The following is a 19,521-nucleotide window of genomic DNA, read 5'->3' as shown; positions in this document are numbered from 1 at the left end:
GGGGATATCGCCTTCGAACTCTCGCGAATCCGGCCGCCGTCACGGTACGGTGGAGCTCGCTCACGACGAGCGAGCGGCCGCGCGGGAGGCGACTGAATGAACCGGCTGGTGCACGGCGAGGACGGCCGTGACTGGGTGGTCCGAGCCCAGATGGAATGGCGTGCTCCCGCGACAGCGGACGACTTCGAGCACGATGTGGCCGGCAGCTACGGCCCGGGTATCGCGATGGTCGTCGTGACGGCGCTGCTCGCGATCGTGCTCATCATGTGGACACCCGCCGACGTGAGAATCCCGTCCTGGGTTCCGCTGGCGCTCCTGCTGGTCGCGTTGTTCTTCCCGTTGCGGTGGATCCTGCGCCGCCCGTGGACCGTGGTCGCCGAGACCGAGGGTGATCTCGCGGGCGACAGGCCGTCCGAGCGCTGGGTGGGCACCATCCGCGGCATGTTCACCGTGCGCGGCGAGGTTTCGAAGATCAGCAAGACGATCCAGAAGCATTCGCTGCCGGATTTCGACGGCCCGCTGCACCCGGTGGAGTAGTCGCGGCGGCCTGAACGCGCGAGACTGGGGCCATGCCCGAGTTACCCGAGGTCGAAGCGCTCGCTCACCACCTGCGTGAACACGCGGTGGGCAAGACGGTCTTCCGCGTCGACGTGTCGTCCCTCAGTGTGCTGAAGACGGCGACACCGCCGTGGACGGAGCTGCACGGCCGGGAGGTCACCGGGGCCGGCCGCTTCGGCAAGCATCTGGATCTCGTCGCCGGGGATCTCCATCTGGTCGTCCATCTGGCGAGGGCGGGCTGGCTGCGCTGGTCCGACGCGTTGTCGCCGACGCCGCTCAAACCCGGCAAGGGGCCGATCTCGCTGCGCGTCCACCTCGACGCGGCCGCCGGGCCTGGGTTCGACCTCACCGAGGCCGGGACGAAGAAGGGATTGGCGGTCTGGATCGTGCGCGACCCGGAGAAAGAGGTCGCCAGCATCGCGCGGCTCGGGCCGGACGCGCTTTCACTGGACCGCACGGGACTGGAGAAGTTGTTCGCCGGGCGCACCGAACGGCTGAAGACGGCGCTGACCGATCAGTCGCTGATCGCCGGGATCGGCAACGCCTACTCCGACGAGATCATGCACATGGCGAAGCTTTCGCCTTACGCGACAACCGGAAAGCTGTCCGAAGGAGCGCTCGACGGGCTTTCGGAAGCGATCCGCGAAGTGCTGACCAGCGCGGTGACGCGTTCGGTCGGCCAGTCCGCGGCCCGGCTCAAGGGAGAGAAGCGGTCCGGGCTGCGGGTGCACGCGCGGACCGGGTTGCCGTGTCCGGTCTGCGGCGACACGATCCGCGAGATCTCGTTCGCGGACAAGTCGTTCCAGTACTGCCCCACCTGCCAGACCGGCGGGAAGCCCCTCGCGGACCGGCGGATGTCGCGCCTGCTCAAGTGACTCTTGAGTGGTGAGGACGGTTAGGGCCGAAGGGTTGCTCAGGTACGTACTGCCGGTGCGCGGGCGGCGGTTTCGCGTGATTGAACGGACGACACGCGTGACTGACCGTCACGCGTGTCGTCCGTGCAGTCACGTGACATCGCCCGTACTGCACCTCAGCAGAGGGCGGCCTTGACCGCGTCCGCCGGGGGCTTCGGCACCCGCTGCCCGCCGTTCAGTTCGGCGGCGAGGTCGTACACGTTCAACGCGAGCACGAGCTGTTTCGAGCCGTCGGCGTTGCTCATCGAGACGCTGAAGAACCCCGGCCCGGCGCCGGTGTTCCCCCAGAACGTCTTCTTCTCGCCGTCGGGACATTTTACGTCGAGTGTCTCGACGCCCGCGCCGTACGCGCCGCCTTCGTCGTTCGGCACGAGCCGCTTGAGTTCGGCCTGTTGCGCGGGTTCCAAAAGCCGTCCTGCCAGCAATGCGCGGTGGAACGTCGCGAGGTCGTCGACGGTCGAGACCATCGCGCCCGCGGTCCAGTCGTACGAAGGGCTGAACACGGTCATGTCCTCACCGCTCATGTCGTACCCGTGCAGATGCGGACCGCGCAGGAACGGCGACCACAGCGGGAAGTACGTGTGGCCGAGGCCGAGCGGATCGAGGATCCGCCGCTGGATCTCCTCGCGGACGTCGTTGCGGGTGACCTTCTCGATCACCTTGCCCAGCAACAGATATCCGGTGTTCGAGTACTTCACGTCCGTGCCCGGCGCGAACGAGGGCCGGTCGGCGAGCGAGCGCCGGATGACCTCCGACGGCGTGATGATGTGGGCCCGGTTCCCCTGGACGAGGTACGGGTCGAAGAAGTGCGGGTCGAGCGGATCGTGCACGCCGCTCGTGTGGTTCAGCAGCATGCGCAGCGTGATCTTTTCGGGCTCGTAGCCCGGCCCGCGTACGACACCGGGCAGTCGTCGCTCCACCGGATCGTCGAGCGAAAGCGCGCCTTCACCCGCCAGCCGCAGCACCACCGCGGCGACGAAGGACTTGGTGTTGCTGGCGATCCGGAACCGGTGGTGCGGCCCCGCGGCTTCGCGCGTGGCCGGGTTCGCGTACCCGGCGCCGAAGCGCGAGACCGCCTCACCGTTCCGGACCTGGACGATCGCGCCCGGGAAACCCCCTTCGCCGACCAGATCGCCGACGGCCGCGCGCACCGGATCCCCCGGCGCGGTCGCCGTCCCGCTCGCCAGCAGGACCCCCGCCAGCACCCCCGCCGCGACCTTCCCCGATCCGCGCATTGTGTTCCTCCCCCGGAAGCGATTGCCTGCGGACAGTCTTTCCCGCGCGACGGGGAGTGACCATGGGGACCGCGCCCGGGTCTTGGGTAGGGTCGGCCCCACCCTCGGTTGTCACAACTCAACGGAAAGTGGGGAGCAGGCCTTGCACCCGGTTGGTCGAGCGCAGAGCATGGACGCCGTGTCCGGGCTCGAAATCGCGCAGATCATCCCCTGGGGGGTGGCACTGCTGCTCGGGATCCTCGTCGTCGTCCTGTTGATCAAGCTGCGGCGTCCCGCGAGCATCGTGGAGAACGCCGTCCTGCAGGCCGTCCACCGGATGTCGAAGGCGACACCGGACCTCCGCGAGGGGCTCGACGAGCAGGTCGCCGACAAGATCACCAGCCAGCTGCTGGAGATGCTCGACTGCGTCGCCGTCGGCATCACCGACAGCGAAGGCACGCTGCTGTCCTGGGACGGCGAGGCCAACGACCACTACGTCGACCTCGTCGACGCCATCGGCAACGCCATCCGCAAGCACCGCCGCGAGGTCGTCGCGCACGACAAGATGCCGTGCAACCACCGCGGCACCTGCCGGATGCGGACCGCGGTGATCGTGCCGCTGATCGTCGAGGGCGAGACCGAGGCCGCGTTGCTGGTCGTCGGGCGCACCCGCGGGCGGCTGGTGCAGATGGCCGACGCGGTCGCGCAGTTCGTCTGCACCCAGTTCGAGCTGGCCCGCCTCGACGAATCGAAGAACCAGCTCCAGCAGGCGGAGATCAAGGCGCTGCGCGCGCAGATCTCGCCGCACTTCGTCTACAACGCGCTCAACACCATCTCGTCGCTGATCCGGACGGACCCGGAGGAAGCGCGAGAGCTGCTTCAGGACTTCGCGGACTTCACGCGCTACTCGTTCCGGACGTCGGGCATGTTCACCTCGCTCGCCGAGGAACTGCGGAACATCGACCGGTACCTGACCATCGAGAACGCCCGTTTCGGCGGACGGCTCGAAGTGCGGATGAAGATCGCGCCCGAGGTGCTTTCGGTGGTCGTCCCGTTCCTGATCATCCAGCCGCTGGTGGAGAACGCCGTCAAACACGGTCTCGCGTCGAAGCCGTCCGGCGGCTGCGTCACGGTGATCGCCGAAGACTACGGCGCCGAGGCACTGATCAGTGTCGAGGACGACGGCATCGGCATGGAGCCCGCGAAGCTCGCGGATCTCCGCAGCCAGCACCGCACGGGCGCGCACGTCGGCCTCGGCAACATCAACCAGCGGATGCAGCAGGTGTTCGGCCGCGACTACGCGCTCATGGTCGAGACGGCGCCCGGCGCCGGCATGAAGGTGACCCTGCGGGTGCCGAAGTTCATGCCCGGTGTGCGGCCGAATCTGCCGGACTTCTCCGCCGACAGCGCCACCGTTCCGCCCCAGGGCGGCCCGAACGAGTCCAGCGGGGTGAGCGGTTCGCGCAGCGGCGTGCTGCCGTCGTGAACGTCGGTAACCTGGCCGTATGAGCGTTGCGGACAAGCTGACCTCCCGTCTCCCCATGATCGGCGATCGGGGTGAACGCAAGGACATCGTCGCCGTGGTGAAGCTGCACGGGGTGATCACGCCGACCCCGTCGCCGCTGGCCAGGGGCGCGATCAACCTCGCCGCCATCGAATCGGCGCTGACGCGCGCGTTCGGGCACGAGCGGTTGAAGGCCGTCGCGCTGCAGATCAACTCGCCGGGTGGCGCGCCAACGCAGTCCGGCCTGGTCGCCGAGCGGATCCGTCAGCTCGCCGACGAGAAGAACGTGCCGGTGCTGGCCTTCGCCGAGGACGTCGCCGCGTCGGGTGGGTACTGGCTGGCCTGCGCGGCCGACGAGATCTACGCGCACCGGACGTCGATGGTGGGCTCCATCGGCGTGATCAGCGGTGGGTTCGGGTTCACCGGCCTGCTGGAACGGTTCGGCATCGAGCGGCGGCTGCACACCGCGGGCGCGAACAAGTCCCGGCTCGACCCGTTCAGCCCCGAGAAGCCGGAAGACGTCGAGTGGCTGAAGAAGATGCACGGACAGCTCCACGAACTGTTCGTCGATTGGGTCACCGAACGCCGTGGCGACCGGCTGTCCGGCTCCGAGGACCTGTTCACCGGTGACGTCTGGCTGGGCGCCCGCGCGGTCGAACTCGGTCTGATCGACGGCGTCGGCAGCCTTCGCCAGGTGATCACCGAGCGGTACCCGGACGCCGAGATCGCGATCGCCGAACCGAAGAAGCCACTGTTGGCGCGGCTCGGCATCGGCGCTCCCGCCGCGGCGAGCGCGCTGCTGGACGCAGTGCAGTCCAAGGCCGCCTGGAGCCGCTTCGGCCTCTGACCACGTGCAATGAAGGGGCCTTTCATCGCAAATTTTGCAATGAAAGGCCCCTTCATTGCGTTTGCGGTAGGGAGCGATTCACCCGAACGGTGGTAGGCGTAAGTGGTTCAGACCAGGTCTCATATCGGACATACCGCTTTGTTGTGAACGGCAACAAACCTCGACAGCGTTGACGAGGAGGTCCGATGTCCGTTACTTCTCCCCAAACGAGCCGCTGGAAGATCGCGCTCGCCGCGACCGCCGGCGCGGCTTTGATCACGGTCCCCCTGACCCTGCCCGCTTCCGCCGCCGTCCCGCCCCCGCCGTCCGGCTGGACCACGGTGTTCACCGACGACTTCACCGGCGCCGCGGGTTCGCTCCCGTCGAGCGCGAACTGGCTCATCGACACCGGCCACGGCTACCCCGGTGGCCCCGGCAACTGGGGCACCGGCGAGATCCAGAACTACACCGCGAACCCCGCGAACCTCGCCCAGGACGGCTCCGGGAACCTGCGGATCACGCCGCAGCGTGACGGCGCGGGCAACTGGACCTCGGCGCGGATCGAAACGCAGCGCACGAACTTCAAACCGCCCGCGGGCGGCGCGCTGCGGATCGAAGGCCGTATCCAGATGCCGAACGTCACCGGCGCCGCCGCGCTCGGTTACTGGCCCGCGTTCTGGGCGCTGGGTTCGCCGTATCGCGGCAACTACTGGAACTGGCCCGCCGTCGGCGAGTTCGACATCATGGAGAACGTCAACGGCATCAACACCGTCTGGGGCGTGCTGCACTGCGGCGTCAACCCCGGTGGCCCGTGCAACGAGACGACCGGCCTCGTCGGCAGCCGCACTTGCCCCGGCGCGAGCTGCCAGAGCGCGTTCCACACCTACACCTTCGAATGGGACACCAGCGTCAGCCCCAACGTGTTCCGGTGGCTGGTGGACGGCCAGCAGTTCCACTCCGTCAGCCAGAACCAGGTCGACGCCACGACGTGGGCCAACATGACGAACCACGCGGGCTACTTCGTGCTGCTGAACGTCGCCATCGGCGGCGCGTTCCCGAACAACAACTCCGGCACCACCACGCCGGGGCCGGGGATCGTGCCGGGGCATCCGATGCTCGTCGACTACGTCACCGTCCTGACCCGCGGCGGCGGCACGACGCCCACGACCACCACGCCGACGACGACCACGGGAAGTCCCGGCGGCGGCAGCGCGTACAGCCAGATCCAGGCGGAGTCCTACAGCCAGGCGGCCGGGATCGCCAAACAGGCCACGTCCGATCCCGGCGGTGGCCAGAACATCGGCCCCGCGGGCAACGGGGACTGGGCGCTGTACCCGGGCATCGACTTCGGGACGCAGACCGGCAGGCAGTTCCAGGCGCGCGTCGCGTCCGGTGCGGCGGGCGGCGTGAGCGGCCTCGTCGAAGTCCGGCTCGACAGCAGGTCCAACCCGCCTGTCGGGAGCTTCGCCGTCGCGAACACCGGCGGCTGGCAGAGCTGGCGGACCGTTCCCGCGAACATCAGCGGCATCACCGGGAAGCACGACGTCTATTTGACCTTCACCAGCGGCCAGCCAGCCGATTTCGTGAGCGTCAACTGGTTCACCTTCACCCCGTGAAGGGATAGGTGTGGCACGGCGAGGCGGTTCGTGTCACCGGAGAAGATGACGGCACCGGCCACCCCGGGCGCGGGGGTGCCGGTGCCGTCCTTTTCGTTCGACTTTCGGCCGGCGGGCTGGACAAGGAACGCGGCAATGGGCAGGATGCGTCTCACTGTGAGTGCTCACGATGACACCCGGAAGCTCATTGTCCTGGCGGTGGACGATGAGCCCAAAGGGCTAGACGAACTCGTCCACTGTCTCCGGAACAGCCCGCACGTCGCCCTGGTCTATCCGGCGATCGACGCTTCGGAGGCGCTGCGCCTGTTGTCCGCGGACGATCCGAGGCTGGCCGACCGCAAGTCGCGGGGCCTGCCGATCGTGGACGCGGTGTTCGCCGACATCGACATGCCCGGCTTGTCCGGGATGGAGATGTCCCGCGTGTTCGCCGCGCTGCGCCCGTCGCCCGCGCTGGTGTTCGTGACAGGGCATGCCGAAGAGGCGGTCAACGCCTTCGATCTCGGCGCGCTCGACTACGTGCTCAAGCCGTACCAGCAGGATCGTCTCGACCGCGCGATCACCCGCGTGATCGACAAACTCGCCGCCAACGCCGCGCCGAAGTTCGGCGCCGAAGGCGGGCCGGGGCAGGTCAAGAACGACGACGAGGTCATCCCCGTCGAGCTCGCGGGCACCACGAAGCTGATCCCGCGGTCTTCGGTCCGCTGGGTCGAGGCGCAGGGTGACTACGCCCGATTGTTCACCAACGACGGCAGCCACCTGGTCCGCATCCCGCTCGCGCAGCTCGAGGAACGCTGGGAGAAGGCGGGTTTCGTCCGGATCCACCGGTCGTTCCTGGTCTCGCTGCCGCTGATCACCGAACTGCGCATGGGCCAGGGCGGCTACCAGGTCGTGATCGGTAACGAGGAGAAGGTGCTGCCGGTGAGCCGCCGTCACACGCGCGCGCTCAAGGACAGGCTGGTCGGCGCCAACCGGTCGACGTGACCGACGACTTCTACCGCCGCGTCAACGGCGTCCGCGAGCCGGACCCGACGCTGGGGAAGAGCAGGAAACCGGTGGCGCCCGAGGGCGCCGCCGTCGAGCCCGTGCCGGGTGCGCCCTCCGGCCCGAAGCACGAGCAGGCCAAACCCGAACATCACGCGAAACCCAAGCGGCAGCGGGTGATCCTCGCCGATCCGCGACAGGCCACCAGCACCCTGCGGGCCAGGGTCGAACTCGAAGAGCAGACCAGCTGGGGCAAGCTCCTGATCAAGGATCTGGTGAAGATCCAGCTGCGGACGGCCTCCCTGCTGGCGCTGCTGGTGATGGTCACGCTGTGTTCACTTCCGGTGCTGTTCTATCTGATCCCGTCCTTCGGGCGAGTGGTCGTCGTGGGCATTCCGTTGCCCTGGCTGATCCTCGGGGTGGCGCCGTTCCCGTTCCTGTTCGGCATCGGCCTCTGGTACAACCGGCTCGCCGAACGACACGAACGCGACTTCGTCGACATGATCGAGAACTGACCGCGGAGCTGCACATGCGAGGATCCACACCGTGCAGCTGAATCCGTGGGCCATGGCCGGCATCGTGCTGGTCGCGGTCCTGACCTTCTACCTGGGGCATCGCTCCTCGAGGTCGGCCGTCAGCACGCACGACTTCCTCGTCGCGCGGCGCACCGTGCGGTCCCGGCGCAACGCCGCCGCGATCTCCGGCGAGTACCTGTCCGCCGCGTCGTTCATGGGTGTCGCCGGCATCGTGCTCAAGGACGGCGCCGACGCGCTGTGGTTCCCGATCGGGTTCACCGCGGGCTATCTCGCGCTGATGCTGTTCGTCGCCGCGCCGCTGCGGCGGTCCGGCGCCTACACGCTGCCGGACTTCGTCGAGATGCGGCTGGGTTCGACGATGCTGCGCCGGGTCTCGACGGCGTTCGTGGTGTTCATCGGGATCCTTTACATGGTCCCGCAGCTGCAGGGCGCCGGGCTGACGTTGACGACCATCCTGCCGGTGCCGGTGTGGGCCGGAGCGCTCCTGGTCACCTTCGTGGTCGGCTTCAATGTGATCGCGGGCGGGATGCGCGCCATCACCGTCGTCCAGGCCTTCCAGTACTGGCTGAAACTGTTCGCCATCGCGGTGCCGACGTTCATCCTGTGCATCGTGTTCCTCGGCGCCGGCGCGCCGGGCAGCGCGCGTCCGCTCGGACAGCCCGCCCCGCCGACGTTCCTCGAGAACACCACGGTCTCGGTGCAGGCCGACGTCACGCTGAAGGTCACCTCGGTGACCGTGCTCGAGGCGTACGGGGAGGTGGAAGGCGCGCGTGCCAACGGTTTCGCGGTGTGGACGCCGGAGGCCGGACACAAGGTCGCCAAGGGCACGACGCTGAAGTTCACCGCGGGCACGCCGGTCCCGGTGGTCAGCGACGCGCCCGCGTCGAACGGCGACTGGCTGCGGCCGGGTTCGGGCAGTCTCACCGATCTGCTGCAGGTCTATTCGCTGATCCTCGCGACCTTCCTCGGCACCATGGGCCTGCCGCACGTCCTGGTCCGCTTCTACACCAACCCCGACGGGAAGGCCGCGCGCCGCACGACGGTGCACGTTCTGCTGCTGCTCGGGCTGTTCTACCTGTTCCCGACGCTGCTGGGCGCGCTGTCCCGGATGTACGTCCCGGAACTGCTGGTGACCGGGAAGACCGACGCCGCCGTCCTGCTGCTGCCGTCCGCCGTCCTACCCGGACTCTGGGGACAGATCCTGGGCGCGGTGACCGCGGCCGGCGCGTTCGCGGCGTTCCTGTCGAGTTCGTCCGGGCTGCTGGTGAGCGTGGCGGGGGTCGTGTCCACCGACGTCCTGCCCGGCCGCGTCCGCGATTTCCGGGTGGCGACGGCGATCGTGGCGCTGATCCCGTTCGCGCTGGCGGTGCTGCTGCCCTCGGAGGACCTGTCGCTTTCGGTCGGGATGTCGTTCGCGCTGGCCGCGTCGACGTTCAGTCCGTTGCTGCTGCTCGGGGTCTGGTGGCGGAAGCTCAGCTGGCCCGGCGCGCTGGCCGGGATGCTCGTCGGCGGCGGGCTGGTGCTGACCGCGCTGGTGGTCAACATCGTCAGCAAGTACACCGGCGGCTGGGCGCCGTGGTTCTCGAACCAGCCCGCGCTGATCACCGTGCCCGCGGCGTTCCTGACGACCTATGTGGTGAGCCGCGCGACCGGATACGGGCGGCCGGACGACGTCCACGGCGTGATGCTGCGGCTGCACGCGCCCGATCCGCTCGGCTTCATGCGCGATCGCGCGGTCGCCCGGTTCGGCCAGGCCGGGGAGGACACAGCGAAGACACAGAAGACCGGTAAAGGCCGCCACCGGAAGTAGCGTCACTCTTTCGAGTCGCGAACCTCTACACAGAGTCGTACCGTTCACTCAAATGGATTGCCCCTCTCGGGCCCCATGAGGGGCATGATCTTTCGTGACAACGAAATCACCGAATGGTTGCGGCAGGTGGGAGGTCCGACGTGAGCGATACCGATCAAGACTTCGGGTCCGATCCGGATTCCGACTGGGAAAAGGTGCAGGCGAGCCCGGAATTCACCGAGCTGCGACGACGGCTCCGGGTATTCGTTTTCCCGGTCTCGGCCCTGTTCCTTCTCTGGTATCTGCTCTACGTGCTCCTCGCCGACTACGCGACCGGGTTCATGAGCACCAAGCTCTTCGGCAACATCAACGTCGGCCTGGTCTTCGGCCTGTTGCAGTTCGTGTCCACCTTCGTGATCACCGGGTTGTACGTCCGCTACGCGAACCGCAAACTCGATCCGCTCGCCGACAAGATCCGGCATGAGGTCGAAGGGGCCGAACGGTGAATACGCTGGCAGCGGGCGTACAGGGGAGCAATCCGGCGCTCAACATCACCATTTTCGCGATCTTCGTCGCGATCACACTCGTGATCGTTTTCCGGGCGAGCCGGAATACGAAGACCGCCTCCGACTACTACGCCGCGGGGCGCGCGTTCACCGGACCGCAGAACGGGATCGCGATCTCGGGCGACTATCTTTCCGCGGCGTCGTTCCTGGGTATCGCCGGTGCGATCGCGATCAACGGCTACGACGGATTCCTCTACTCGATCGGTTTCCTCGTCGCCTGGCTGGTGGCGTTGCTGCTGGTCGCGGAACTGCTGCGCAACACCGGCAAGTTCACCATGGGCGACGTGCTGGCGTTCCGGATGAAACAGCGCCCGGTCCGCGCCGCGGCCGCGATCTCCACGCTCGCCGTCTCGTTCTTCTACCTGCTCGCGCAGATGGCGGGGGCGGGCGGCCTGGTGAACCTGCTGCTCGGCATCGAGGGGAACCTCGGCCAGGACCTGGTGATCGCCGTCGTCGGCGTGATCATGATCCTGTACGTGCTGATCGGCGGGATGAAGGGCACCACCTGGGTCCAGATCATCAAGGCCGTCCTGCTCATCGCGGGCACGTTCGCGATGACGTTGTGGGTGCTCGGAAAGTACGGCTTCAACCTCTCCAGCCTGTTCCAGGCCGCCGTCGACAAGGGTGGCCAGACCGGTGAGGCGCTGCTCGGGCCGGGCAAGCAGTACGGGAAGACCGGCACGACGAAGCTCGACTTCCTGTCGCTGGGCATCGCGCTCGTCCTCGGCACCGCGGGCCTGCCGCACGTGCTCATGCGCTTCTACACGGTGCCGACGGCGAAGGACGCGCGCCGTTCGGTGGTCTGGGCGATCGCGCTGATCGGCATCTTCTACCTGTTCACACTGGTGCTCGGCTACGGCGCGGGCGCGCTCGTCGGCCCGGACGTGATCGCGAAGGCGCCGGGCACGACCAACTCGGCGGCCCCGCTGCTGGCACTCGAACTGGGCGGCCCGGTGCTGCTCGGGTTCATCGCCGCGGTGGCGTTCGCGACGATCCTGGCGGTGGTCGCGGGCCTGACGATCACGGCGTCGGCGTCGTTCGCGCACGACGTCTACGCCAACGTGATCAAGAAGGGCAAGACCGCCCCGGACAGCGAAGTCCGCGTCGCGCGCATCACCGCGCTGGTGATCGGGGCGGTCGCGATCGTCGGCGGGATCCTCGCGAAGAACCAGAACGTGGCGTTCCTGGTGGCGCTCGCGTTCGCGGTGGCGGCGTCGGCGAATCTGCCGACGATCCTGTACTCGCTGTTCTGGAAGCGGTTCAACACCCAGGGCGCGCTGTGGAGCATCTACGGCGGGCTGAGCGTGTGCGTCATCCTGATCGTCTTCTCACCCGCGGTCTCGGGTAAACCCGTCGACGCGAAAACCGGGAAGAGCGCCTCGATGATCCAGGGCGTCGACTTCCACTGGTTCCCGCTCGACAACCCCGGCATCGTGTCCATTCCGGTCGCGTTCTTCCTCGGCTGGCTCGGCACCGTGCTGTCCAAGGAGCACAACCAGAAGAAGTACGCCGAGATGGAGGTCCGCTCGCTCACCGGCGTCGGCGCCGAAAAGGCCGTGCGGCACTGAGTGCCTCTTCACGCGCGCGCAACGGGACGGGATGCGAGGATGGCAGCGTGGTGAGCCCTGCTGACATCCCGACCGTCGCCGTCCGTGACCTGCCGAAGGACGGCGTCGCGCTGCTCGACGTCCGCGAGGACGACGAGTGGGCCGCCGGACACGCGCCGGGAGCCAAGCACATCCCGATGGGTGAACTGCCCGCGCGCGTCGGCGAACTCGACGAGCTGCCCGACGACCAGCCGGTCTACGTGATCTGCCGCAGCGGCGGCCGGTCCGCTCGCGCCGCCGCGTGGCTCAACGCGAGCGGCTGGGACGCGGTGAACGTCGCCGGCGGGATGGGCTCCTGGAGGCAGGAGGGGCGCCCGATGGTCGGCGAGCATCCCGGCGTCGAACCCGAAGTGCTGTAACCGTGCAGCCAGGCCACTACCCGCCGAGAACCCCGGTGCCGCCGGTTCGCCCGGCGCCGATGCGGCAGCCGGCGCACCATCGCGTCCGCTGGGTCGCTTCGCCGCCCCACGGTGCCTGGCCGCAGCGGCGCAAACCCGTGGCCGAGCGCTACTCCGGCCCGCCGTCGTACCCGGTCCCGCCGAGGTGGGGCTTCCCGAACCTGGTCTGGCGCCGCCCGACCGCCGTCCCCGGGACGGCGTCCGGCGAGGTCACCGCGGGGGAGCGGCTGCGGGTGATCACGCGCAGCCTCCTGCCGGTGCTGTGGACCTTCGCCGCCCTCGCCGTCGCCGCCTCGGCGTCGGAGATCTGGCGCTACGTCCTGCTCGTGCAGAGCCGCGACTCCGCGTTGTCGACGTCCGTCGTCTCGGTCTCCGACAGCTTCGTGATCACCACCGGCCTGCTCACGACGATCCTTTCGCTGCTGCCTTCGGGGCTCACCGTGTGGTGGCTGCTCGTGGCGAGGCGCGCCGCCGCGGACGCCTCCGGCGAGGTGCCGCCGAGGCGGCAGTGGCAGGTGCTGGTGTTCACGCTGGTGCCGGTGGTGAACCTGATCATGGTGCTGCCGATCGTCGCCGAACTCGAACACGCCGTCCTGCGCCGGACCCGGGAAACGCGGCCGAAGCCGTCGCGGCTCGTGCTGATCTGGTGGGGCGTCTGGATGCTCAACTGGCTGCTGCTCGGGCTCGTCATCGTCTGGCGGTTCCGTGACGGCGTCCAGGCGCTGGCCGACGGCGTCGTGCTGGTCGCGCTGACCGATCTGGCCGCCGCCGGGCTGGGGCTGGTGACGGCGCTGCTCGTGAAGCGCATGTCCGGCCTGCTCGCGCCTGTGGCGGAGAAGCGGCTTCGGCTGCTTCGCGTGCTGAAGGTGGACGGGGCTCCGGACCCGGACCGGCGCGAACGCCCGGCCTCTTCACTGCGCTGACGCAACCTCAGCTCAGTACCAGTGTTCTTTTGCCCGCCCGTGTCCGTGAAGGCCTCCTTCCTTGCGCTAGGCGCAGTGAAGGGGTCCTTCATGTACTGGGCAAGGTGTGAAGGTCGAGTTTCCTCGGCTGAGCCGAGGGAAGGGGGCCTTCACGCGCAGCCGCTGTGACCGCTGGTGCACGTGGGGCCAACGTGCGATGCCGAGTCCGTGAAGGCCTCCTTGAGGGACTCTGGGTCCCTCAAGGAGGCCTTCACGGACTCGGGCCGGTACCAACCGCAGCCGGAACCACGTAGGTATCTAAGCCGCCCTTGGCCCCAACCCTCATTGCCACTCACGATCCTCACGGACACGTCGCGAGGTGAGCCAGGTCACTGTTGACCTCCAGTTCGCTGGAGGTTCCACACTGTCGATCATGACCGACGACGGCGTCACCTTCATCAATGTCTTCGAGATCCCCGCCGACCAGGTGGACGAGTTCGTCGAAACGTGGCGAGAGCGCGCGAAGCTGATGCGGGACGCGCCCGGCTTCCGTGACGCCAAGCTCCACCGGGCGCTGCTGCCGGATTCGCGTTTCCAGCTCGTCAACGTCACGCACTACGACAGCAAGGAAGCCTGGGAAGCGGCAGGCAAGAATCAGGTGTTCAAGGCGTCGACCGAACGCGCCGCGGAGGTCGCGACCCCCAACGCCGCGCTCTACGAGGTGGTCGTCGAGTACCCCTAGCCCGTGGTGACCGGCAGCGAGCGCAACCCCCGGATCACGAACTCGGGCCGCCGTTCCGGGGTCTCGGCGAGTTTCAAGCCCGGCAGTTTCGAGGCGAGGGCGGACAGCGCGGCCGCGATCTCCACTCGCGCGAGCGGGGCGCCGACGCAGTAGTGGATGCCCATGCCGAAGCCGAGGTGCGCGTTCGGGGTGCGGCCGATGTCGAGGGTGTCGGGCCGGTCGAACACCTTCGGGTCGCGTGCGGCGGCGCCGAGGAGCGCGCCGATCTTCTCGCCCTCGGCAACCCGGAAGCCGGCGATCTCGACGTCGGCGGTCGCCGTGCGCTCGAAGAGCTGGAGCGGCGCGTCGAAGCGGATCAGCTCCTCGACGCACGGGTCCAGCAGATCCGGCGAGGCCACCAGCCGCTCCCACTGGTCGCGGTGGGTCAGCAGCGCGTTGACGCCGTTCCCGATGACGTTCACGGTCGCCTCGTGCCCGGCCATCAGCAGCAGGACCGCGGTCGCGACCAGTTCGTCCTCGGTGAGTTCGCCGCGCAGGAGATCGCTGACGATGTCGTCGCCAGGGGAGGCCGCACGCTGCTTCGCGACGTCACGCAGGTAGTCGACGAACTCCGCGGCAGCGGCTTCTGCGGCGTCGCGCTTCTCTTCGGCGAGGCCGTACTCGTACATCTTCACGATGTGGTTCGACCAGGTGACCATGCGCGGCCCGTCCTCGACCGGGACGCCCAGGAGTTCCGCGATGACCGCGACCGGCAGCGGCTGCGCGAGATGCGCCAGCAGGTCGGCGGAACCGGTCTCGGCGATTTCGGCGGCGAGCCCGTCGACCATGCCGTCGGCGAGTTCGGTGACCATCGGCCGCAGGCGCTGGACGTGCCCGCGTCCGAACGCGCCCGCGATCACCCGGCGCAGCCGCGTGTGGGCGGGTGGCTCGTTCTCCAGCAGCGAGTTGCGGTGCAGCAGGTTGAACGACGCGAACCGCTCCACCGGCAGCGCGTCCTGCCAGATCCGGCCGAGCGCCCGATGCCGCAGGACGGCGGCCGACGCCGCGTGCGACACCGCCACGGCGATGCCGAGACCGTGGTGCCGGTGGACTTCGCCGTGCTCGCGGAGATCGGCGAAATACGGGTACGGATTCCCGAGGAAGGCCGGGTCGGCGACGTCGAACACCCGCCGACTGTAACCCGGGCCGGCGCCGCGCCGGGGAGTCCGCCCCGGCGCGGCCGGGAGCTACAGATGCAGCCAAAGCCCCAGGTGCAGGTGCAGGCCGTGGTGGTGATGACCGTGGTGGTGGTGGCCCACGCACAGCAGCAGGCAATGGCGGGCGTGGTCGGCTCTGTCCGGCTGCGGCGCGGCCGAAGCCGTGCCCACCGCGGGCCCGGCCAGCATCAGCCCGAGTGCCACGGGCAACGCGGCCAAGGCGGCCCGGCGCTTCGAGGTGCTCATCTGTGATCCCTTCTCCGCACTACGGCGCCGAGATGGCGCCGTGATCGAGTATTCGTTGCGGTGAGGGGAAAACGGCAGGCTGATCACCCGCGGTTAGATCGTCCGAATGATGACAATCGTTTTCAGTCACGTCTGCGTGATACCCGAACGGCCGCTGAAGCCAGCCGATCCGGTCGATCCGGCGGGCTGCCGGGTGTCGTCCGCGCCGTCTTGGTCACCAACGCCGGGGGCCTTACCGGGCGGGTGCCTTCCCGCGATAGCGTTCCGAACCGAGCTTTGAGGAGGCTGACGTGGGCAAGGGTTCGCGCAAGAAGGGTCCCAAGACGACCTCGGATCGCAAGCCGAAGGTGCGCGACGTCTTCGTCGGCCAGCCCTTCGAGGGGCTCGCGGCGGAAACCGAGCTGATCGCGCTGCGCGAGTTCGTCCCGTCGGCGACGGCGACGCTCACGCTGGCGGGTTCCGGCGAGAAGGTCACCCTCGGCACTGTGCTGCCGATGGCGGCGGCCGCGTTCGTCCGGTCCGACGGCGAGCGCTACATCGGCATGCAGGTGCAGACCCGGTCCTCGGACATCAGCCGCGACCTCGGCCGCGCGCTGCGGTGGGTGCTGGAGGCCAAGGAGGGTGACGTGCTGTCCGTGCCGGACACCACGACGCCGCCCACCGCCGACGAGAAGGCCCGGCTCCAGGATCTGCTCGACGTGAACGCCGAACTCGACGTCACGCTCTACAACGACTTCGCCTGGTGGCTCCCCGAGGACGCCGACGCGAGCGGTGACGTCGCGTTGTCGCTCGAGCGCGCGAACGCGGCGATCATGCCGACCGAACGTCTCGGCGCGGGTGCGTACTGGGTGCTCGCCGGCGAGAGGGCGCACCTGCGCTGGGTCCGCCCCGAACCGGAGAACCTGCTGCTGCAAGCGCTTGCGCGGCTGTCCGCGGCCGGAGCGGTGGGCCTCGGCGAGGGCTCGCGTTACGCCGGTTCCTTCCGGGCGCACGGCCTGCTCGTCCCGGTGTGGGATCTCGACACCGAGGCACACGCCCGCGAGTGGGCCGACGCGAAGGACCAGCTCGGCGTCCGGCTCGAGGCCGCGCTGAAGTCCCTCGACACCGAGCCGCTCAACGCCGCCGAGCGCCGCTCGCGCGACGGCCTGATCGGCCGCCAGCTCACCATCCGCTGACCCTCTCCGCGTTTCGTCCTCTGGATGCGAACGACCGCATCCAGAGGACGAAATGCGCGAGGATGGGCGCGTGATCCTCCATATTTGCGGACGAGCCGAGTGGGCGGCGGTGCCCGAGGGCGGCGTCTACACCGCCGCGTCGCTCGATTCCGACGGCTTCATCCACTGCTCGGACCCCGGAACGGCGCATATCCCGGCCAACGCCGTGTTCCCCGGCCGCACCGACCTGGTGCTGCTGGAGATCGACCCGGCGCTCGTCGGCGCGCCCGTCGTCTGGGAGGACGGCGACCCGCCGCATCCGGCCGGAATCCACTTTCCGCACGTCTACGGCCCGATACCGCGTAACGCTGTGGTGGCCGTACACGAATTCCCTGTTCAGAAGGATGGTTCGTTCAGAATTCCCGAGTCCCTGTCGAGACGTTGAAGCAGGCAACTCCTCAGGAGAGCGGGCGTCTCTCGAAGTGGTTCGCGGCGGAAGACAACCTGTGGGGGCGGTCATGCGTTTCGGGAGAGGTGGGCCAGGCGAATCTGGCCAGGTGACCCCGGGAGGAGGCGATACGGTGACCGTAGCCGCGACGGTCATGCCGGAGACGGACGTCCAGTGGACCGGCGAGAGCCGGGAGAGTGCTGTGCCGGGTGAGCTCACCGACTTCGGCGACTTCGTGCGGGCCGGCCTGCCGGGTCTGCTGAGGTACGGGCACGCCCTCACCGGGAATCCGCACGACGCCGCCGACCTCGTCCAGACGGTGCTGGAGAAGATCGGCTCCCGCTGGTCGTACGTCCAGCACAAGACCGGCGACCCGATGGCCTACATCCGCCGTTCGATGGCCAACGCGCACATCAGCCGCTGGCGCCGGACCAAACGCGAGAGCCTGGTCGCCGACCTGCCGGAGACCCAGCCGTACAGCCCGGCCGACCCGTTCGAACACGAGCCGCTGTGGCAGGCGTTACGGGCGCTGCCGCCGAGGCAACGCGCGGTGATGGTCCTGCGTTACTACGAGGGGCTGTCCGAAGCGGAGATCGCGGATTCGCTCGGGGTCAGCCAGGGCACCGTCAAAAGCCAGGCGAGCAAGGCGATCGCTTCGTTGCGTACGAAGCTCGCCTTGTTCGAGCCCAAGGACGAAGGGAGGGAAGCGGGATGAACATGTCCGAAGAGGACGTGCAGCAGAAGCTGCGTGACCTGTTCTCGGATGACCGGTTGGGCGTGGGCTCCACGCTGAATCCCGAGACGATCGTCGCGGGCGCCCGTCGTCGCCGTCGCCGCCGCCAGTTGATGCAGACGACGAGCGGGATGGCCGCCGCGGTGGTCATGCTGGGCGGCGGGCTCGCGATCTTCACGATCCACGACAAGGACAACGGCGCGGCCTTCCCCGGCGGTGACCAGCTCACCATGGGGGCGGCGGCCTCGTCGAGTTCGGCGCAGCCCGGACCGGCGAGTCCACAGCCGCCGGTGTCCTCGCCGGCGGCACCGACGAGCCAGGCGTCCGCGCCTGTGACGTCGACGGCCTCCGACGGGCCTGTCAAGCCGCCGAAGAGCACTGCCGCCACGAAGCCGCCGACGCAGGGCAAGGTGACTTCCGGCGCGCTCCTGACCGCTGTCGGCTTCGGCAAGCTCCGGCTCGGGATGAGCGAGTCCGAGGCGGAGGCCACCGCCGGTCCGCTGCGGGCGAGGGAAGTCCGGGGCGCCTGCACCTACGGCTACGCGGAGGGAGCGGCCGTTCCGGGGCCGACGTCGGTGTCGCTGACCGAGGGCGACGGGATCACCGTCATCAACCCGGCGGGCACGGTGCACACCCCGGAGGGGATCGGCGTCGGTTCGACCGAGGCGGACATCCTCGCCGCGTATCCCGGCACCACCAAGGACGGCAGCGCCTACGTGGCCCCGGCCAGCGCGGTCAGCGCGTACCGGATCTTCGTGTCCAACGACGGGGCGGCCGTCAGTATCCTGCTGACCAGCATCAACCAGGAGTGCCAGTTCAGCTGAGGCATCCGCGAAACGGGAAAACCCGGGCTGCTCCAAGGGGGAGAGCCCGGGTTTTCCTTGTGGTGGGAGAGCGTCAGTGCGTCAGAGCGCGCCGCCGGCGACCGGGGGCATCCCCGAGTCGGCGCCGCCGTCTCCGATGGATTCGCGGTGCAGGTGGTTCTCCACCTCGAACAGGTTGCCGTTCGCGCGTTTGACGATGTTGAGCAGCGTGGACATCTGGGAGATCTCTTCGACCTGCTCCTTGAGGAACCACTGCGTGAACTGCTCGCCGATGTAGTCCTCTTCGGCGCGGGCGGCCTTGGCCAGCTGCTGGATGTCGGTCGCGACGTCCTTCTCCTGCTGCAGCGCGAGCTCGATGAGCTCGGTGACGTCGGAGAAGGTGTTGCGCACGTCGCCGGTGCCGGGGATCTCCACGTGGTGGTCGGTGTCCAGCATGTACTGGATCAGCGCCATCGCGTGGTTCCGCTCCTCGACGGACTGCTTGTAGAAGTGCTTCGCGAGCTGCGGCAGGTCCTCGGCGTCGAACCAGACCGCCAGCGCGATGTACTGCTGGGAGGCGTTGAACTCGTTGTGGATCTGCGCCTGCAGCAGTTCATAGAACTTCGAGCGCGGTTGCTTCTTGATGAGGGCCATGCGTACAAAGATACGTCATCGCCTATTCGATTTCCACTTATGCCTGGTGATGTACCCCCTATTAGGTTACCATTACCGACACTAGGTTCACCTCAATTAAGTAAGCCTTCCCTAATTAATCGAAATCAATTAGG

Annotated in this window: 21 protein-coding genes; 17 read left to right on the top strand and 4 right to left on the bottom strand. The window is 68.4% G+C overall.

Annotation, left to right across the window (positions count from 1 at the left end):
- Positions 1-96: 96 nt before the first annotated feature.
- Both DMH03_RS03730 and DMH03_RS03725 read left to right on the top strand, forming a co-directional pair.
- Entirely contained in the window at positions 97-537 is a 441-nt protein-coding gene (locus DMH03_RS03730) for a DUF983 domain-containing protein (protein WP_125781777.1), read from the top strand.
- Between the two features lie 32 nt (positions 538-569).
- Entirely contained in the window at positions 570-1,433 is an 864-nt protein-coding gene (locus DMH03_RS03725) for an Fpg/Nei family DNA glycosylase (protein ID WP_125790580.1), read from the top strand.
- Positions 1,434-1,588: 155 nt separating this feature from the next.
- Here DMH03_RS03725 and DMH03_RS03720 read toward each other — a convergent pair whose 3' ends face one another.
- Entirely contained in the window at positions 1,589-2,707 is a 1,119-nt protein-coding gene (locus DMH03_RS03720) for a serine hydrolase (RefSeq protein WP_125790579.1), read from the bottom strand.
- A gap of 169 nt (positions 2,708-2,876) precedes the next feature.
- Here DMH03_RS03720 and DMH03_RS03715 point away from each other — a divergent pair, with 169 nt between their 5' ends.
- The 11 genes from DMH03_RS03715 (at position 2,877) to DMH03_RS03665 (ending at position 14,153) form a co-directional block, all read left to right on the top strand.
- Positions 2,877-4,172, top strand: coding sequence for a histidine kinase (locus DMH03_RS03715; RefSeq protein ID WP_125781783.1), 1,296 nt, complete (start codon positions 2,877-2,879; stop codon positions 4,170-4,172).
- Positions 4,173-4,191: 19 nt separating this feature from the next.
- Positions 4,192-5,037 carry a S49 family peptidase gene (locus tag DMH03_RS03710; RefSeq protein ID WP_125781785.1) on the top strand — a complete coding sequence of 282 codons (846 nt, stop codon included), beginning with the start codon at positions 4,192-4,194 and terminating at the stop codon, positions 5,035-5,037.
- Positions 5,038-5,222: 185 nt separating this feature from the next.
- Complete coding sequence (locus tag DMH03_RS03705) at positions 5,223-6,632, top strand: carbohydrate-binding protein (protein ID WP_125790578.1); 1,410 nt, start codon at positions 5,223-5,225, stop codon at positions 6,630-6,632.
- Between the two features lie 144 nt (positions 6,633-6,776).
- Positions 6,777-7,613, top strand: coding sequence for a LytTR family DNA-binding domain-containing protein (locus DMH03_RS03700; protein ID WP_199748753.1), 837 nt, complete (start codon positions 6,777-6,779; stop codon positions 7,611-7,613).
- Positions 7,610-8,128, top strand: a complete 519-nt coding sequence (locus DMH03_RS03695; RefSeq protein WP_125790577.1) for a hypothetical protein — start codon at positions 7,610-7,612, stop codon at positions 8,126-8,128. The genes DMH03_RS03700 and DMH03_RS03695 overlap by 4 nt, the downstream gene beginning before the upstream one ends.
- 31 nt (positions 8,129-8,159) lie before the next feature.
- Positions 8,160-9,959 (top strand): cation acetate symporter, encoded by a 1,800-nt coding sequence (locus tag DMH03_RS03690; protein WP_125790576.1) that lies wholly within the window; start codon positions 8,160-8,162, stop codon positions 9,957-9,959.
- A 140-nt stretch (positions 9,960-10,099) separates the two neighbouring features.
- Entirely contained in the window at positions 10,100-10,444 is a 345-nt protein-coding gene (locus DMH03_RS03685) for a DUF485 domain-containing protein (RefSeq protein WP_125790575.1), read from the top strand.
- Positions 10,441-12,072, top strand: a complete 1,632-nt coding sequence (locus DMH03_RS03680; protein ID WP_125790574.1) for a cation acetate symporter — start codon at positions 10,441-10,443, stop codon at positions 12,070-12,072. The genes DMH03_RS03685 and DMH03_RS03680 overlap by 4 nt, the downstream gene beginning before the upstream one ends.
- A gap of 47 nt (positions 12,073-12,119) precedes the next feature.
- Entirely contained in the window at positions 12,120-12,470 is a 351-nt protein-coding gene (locus DMH03_RS03675) for a rhodanese-like domain-containing protein (RefSeq protein WP_125790573.1), read from the top strand.
- Positions 12,471-12,505: 35 nt separating this feature from the next.
- Positions 12,506-13,432: a DUF4328 domain-containing protein gene (locus tag DMH03_RS03670; protein WP_125791523.1), complete on the top strand. Its 927-nt coding sequence runs from the start codon at positions 12,506-12,508 to the stop codon at positions 13,430-13,432.
- Between the two features lie 412 nt (positions 13,433-13,844).
- A complete protein-coding gene (locus tag DMH03_RS03665; RefSeq protein ID WP_125790572.1) occupies positions 13,845-14,153 on the top strand; it encodes an antibiotic biosynthesis monooxygenase in 309 nt (102 codons plus the stop codon).
- Here the strand turns inward: DMH03_RS03665 and DMH03_RS03660 are convergent.
- Together DMH03_RS03660 and DMH03_RS03655 are read right to left on the bottom strand one after the other, a co-directional pair.
- Positions 14,150-15,319 carry a cytochrome P450 gene (locus DMH03_RS03660; protein ID WP_125790571.1) on the bottom strand — a complete coding sequence of 390 codons (1,170 nt, stop codon included), beginning with the start codon at positions 15,317-15,319 and terminating at the stop codon, positions 14,150-14,152. The two genes, DMH03_RS03665 and DMH03_RS03660, sit on opposite strands and share 4 nt — an antisense overlap.
- A gap of 60 nt (positions 15,320-15,379) precedes the next feature.
- Positions 15,380-15,595, bottom strand: a complete 216-nt coding sequence (locus DMH03_RS03655) for a hypothetical protein (protein ID WP_125790570.1) — start codon at positions 15,593-15,595, stop codon at positions 15,380-15,382.
- Between the two features lie 290 nt (positions 15,596-15,885).
- On the opposite strand from DMH03_RS03655, the gene DMH03_RS03650 reads away from it, so the two are divergent.
- From DMH03_RS03650 to DMH03_RS03635, 4 genes are all read left to right on the top strand, one after another.
- Positions 15,886-16,770: a DUF5926 family protein gene (locus tag DMH03_RS03650; RefSeq protein ID WP_125790569.1), complete on the top strand. Its 885-nt coding sequence runs from the start codon at positions 15,886-15,888 to the stop codon at positions 16,768-16,770.
- 70 nt (positions 16,771-16,840) lie between these two features.
- On the top strand, positions 16,841-17,194 hold the full coding sequence (locus DMH03_RS03645; RefSeq protein ID WP_125790568.1) for a DUF952 domain-containing protein: 354 nt from the start codon (positions 16,841-16,843) through the stop codon (positions 17,192-17,194).
- A gap of 205 nt (positions 17,195-17,399) precedes the next feature.
- The gene (locus DMH03_RS03640) at positions 17,400-17,912 is read left to right on the top strand and encodes a SigE family RNA polymerase sigma factor (RefSeq protein ID WP_125791522.1); all 513 of its coding nucleotides are present in this window, start codon (positions 17,400-17,402) and stop codon (positions 17,910-17,912) included.
- Positions 17,909-18,754: a hypothetical protein gene (locus DMH03_RS03635; protein WP_125790567.1), complete on the top strand. Its 846-nt coding sequence runs from the start codon at positions 17,909-17,911 to the stop codon at positions 18,752-18,754. Before DMH03_RS03640 ends, DMH03_RS03635 begins: the two co-directional genes overlap by 4 nt.
- 81 nt (positions 18,755-18,835) lie before the next feature.
- Here the strand turns inward: DMH03_RS03635 and DMH03_RS03630 are convergent, their stop codons facing one another.
- Positions 18,836-19,387 carry a ferritin gene (locus DMH03_RS03630; protein ID WP_076163986.1) on the bottom strand — a complete coding sequence of 184 codons (552 nt, stop codon included), beginning with the start codon at positions 19,385-19,387 and terminating at the stop codon, positions 18,836-18,838.
- Positions 19,388-19,521: the final 134 nt, after the last annotated feature.

This window comes from Amycolatopsis sp. WAC 01376 (assembly GCF_003947415.1).
GTDB lineage: Bacteria > Actinomycetota > Actinomycetes > Mycobacteriales > Pseudonocardiaceae > Amycolatopsis.
This window is presented reverse-complemented; position numbering and strand designations above follow the sequence as displayed.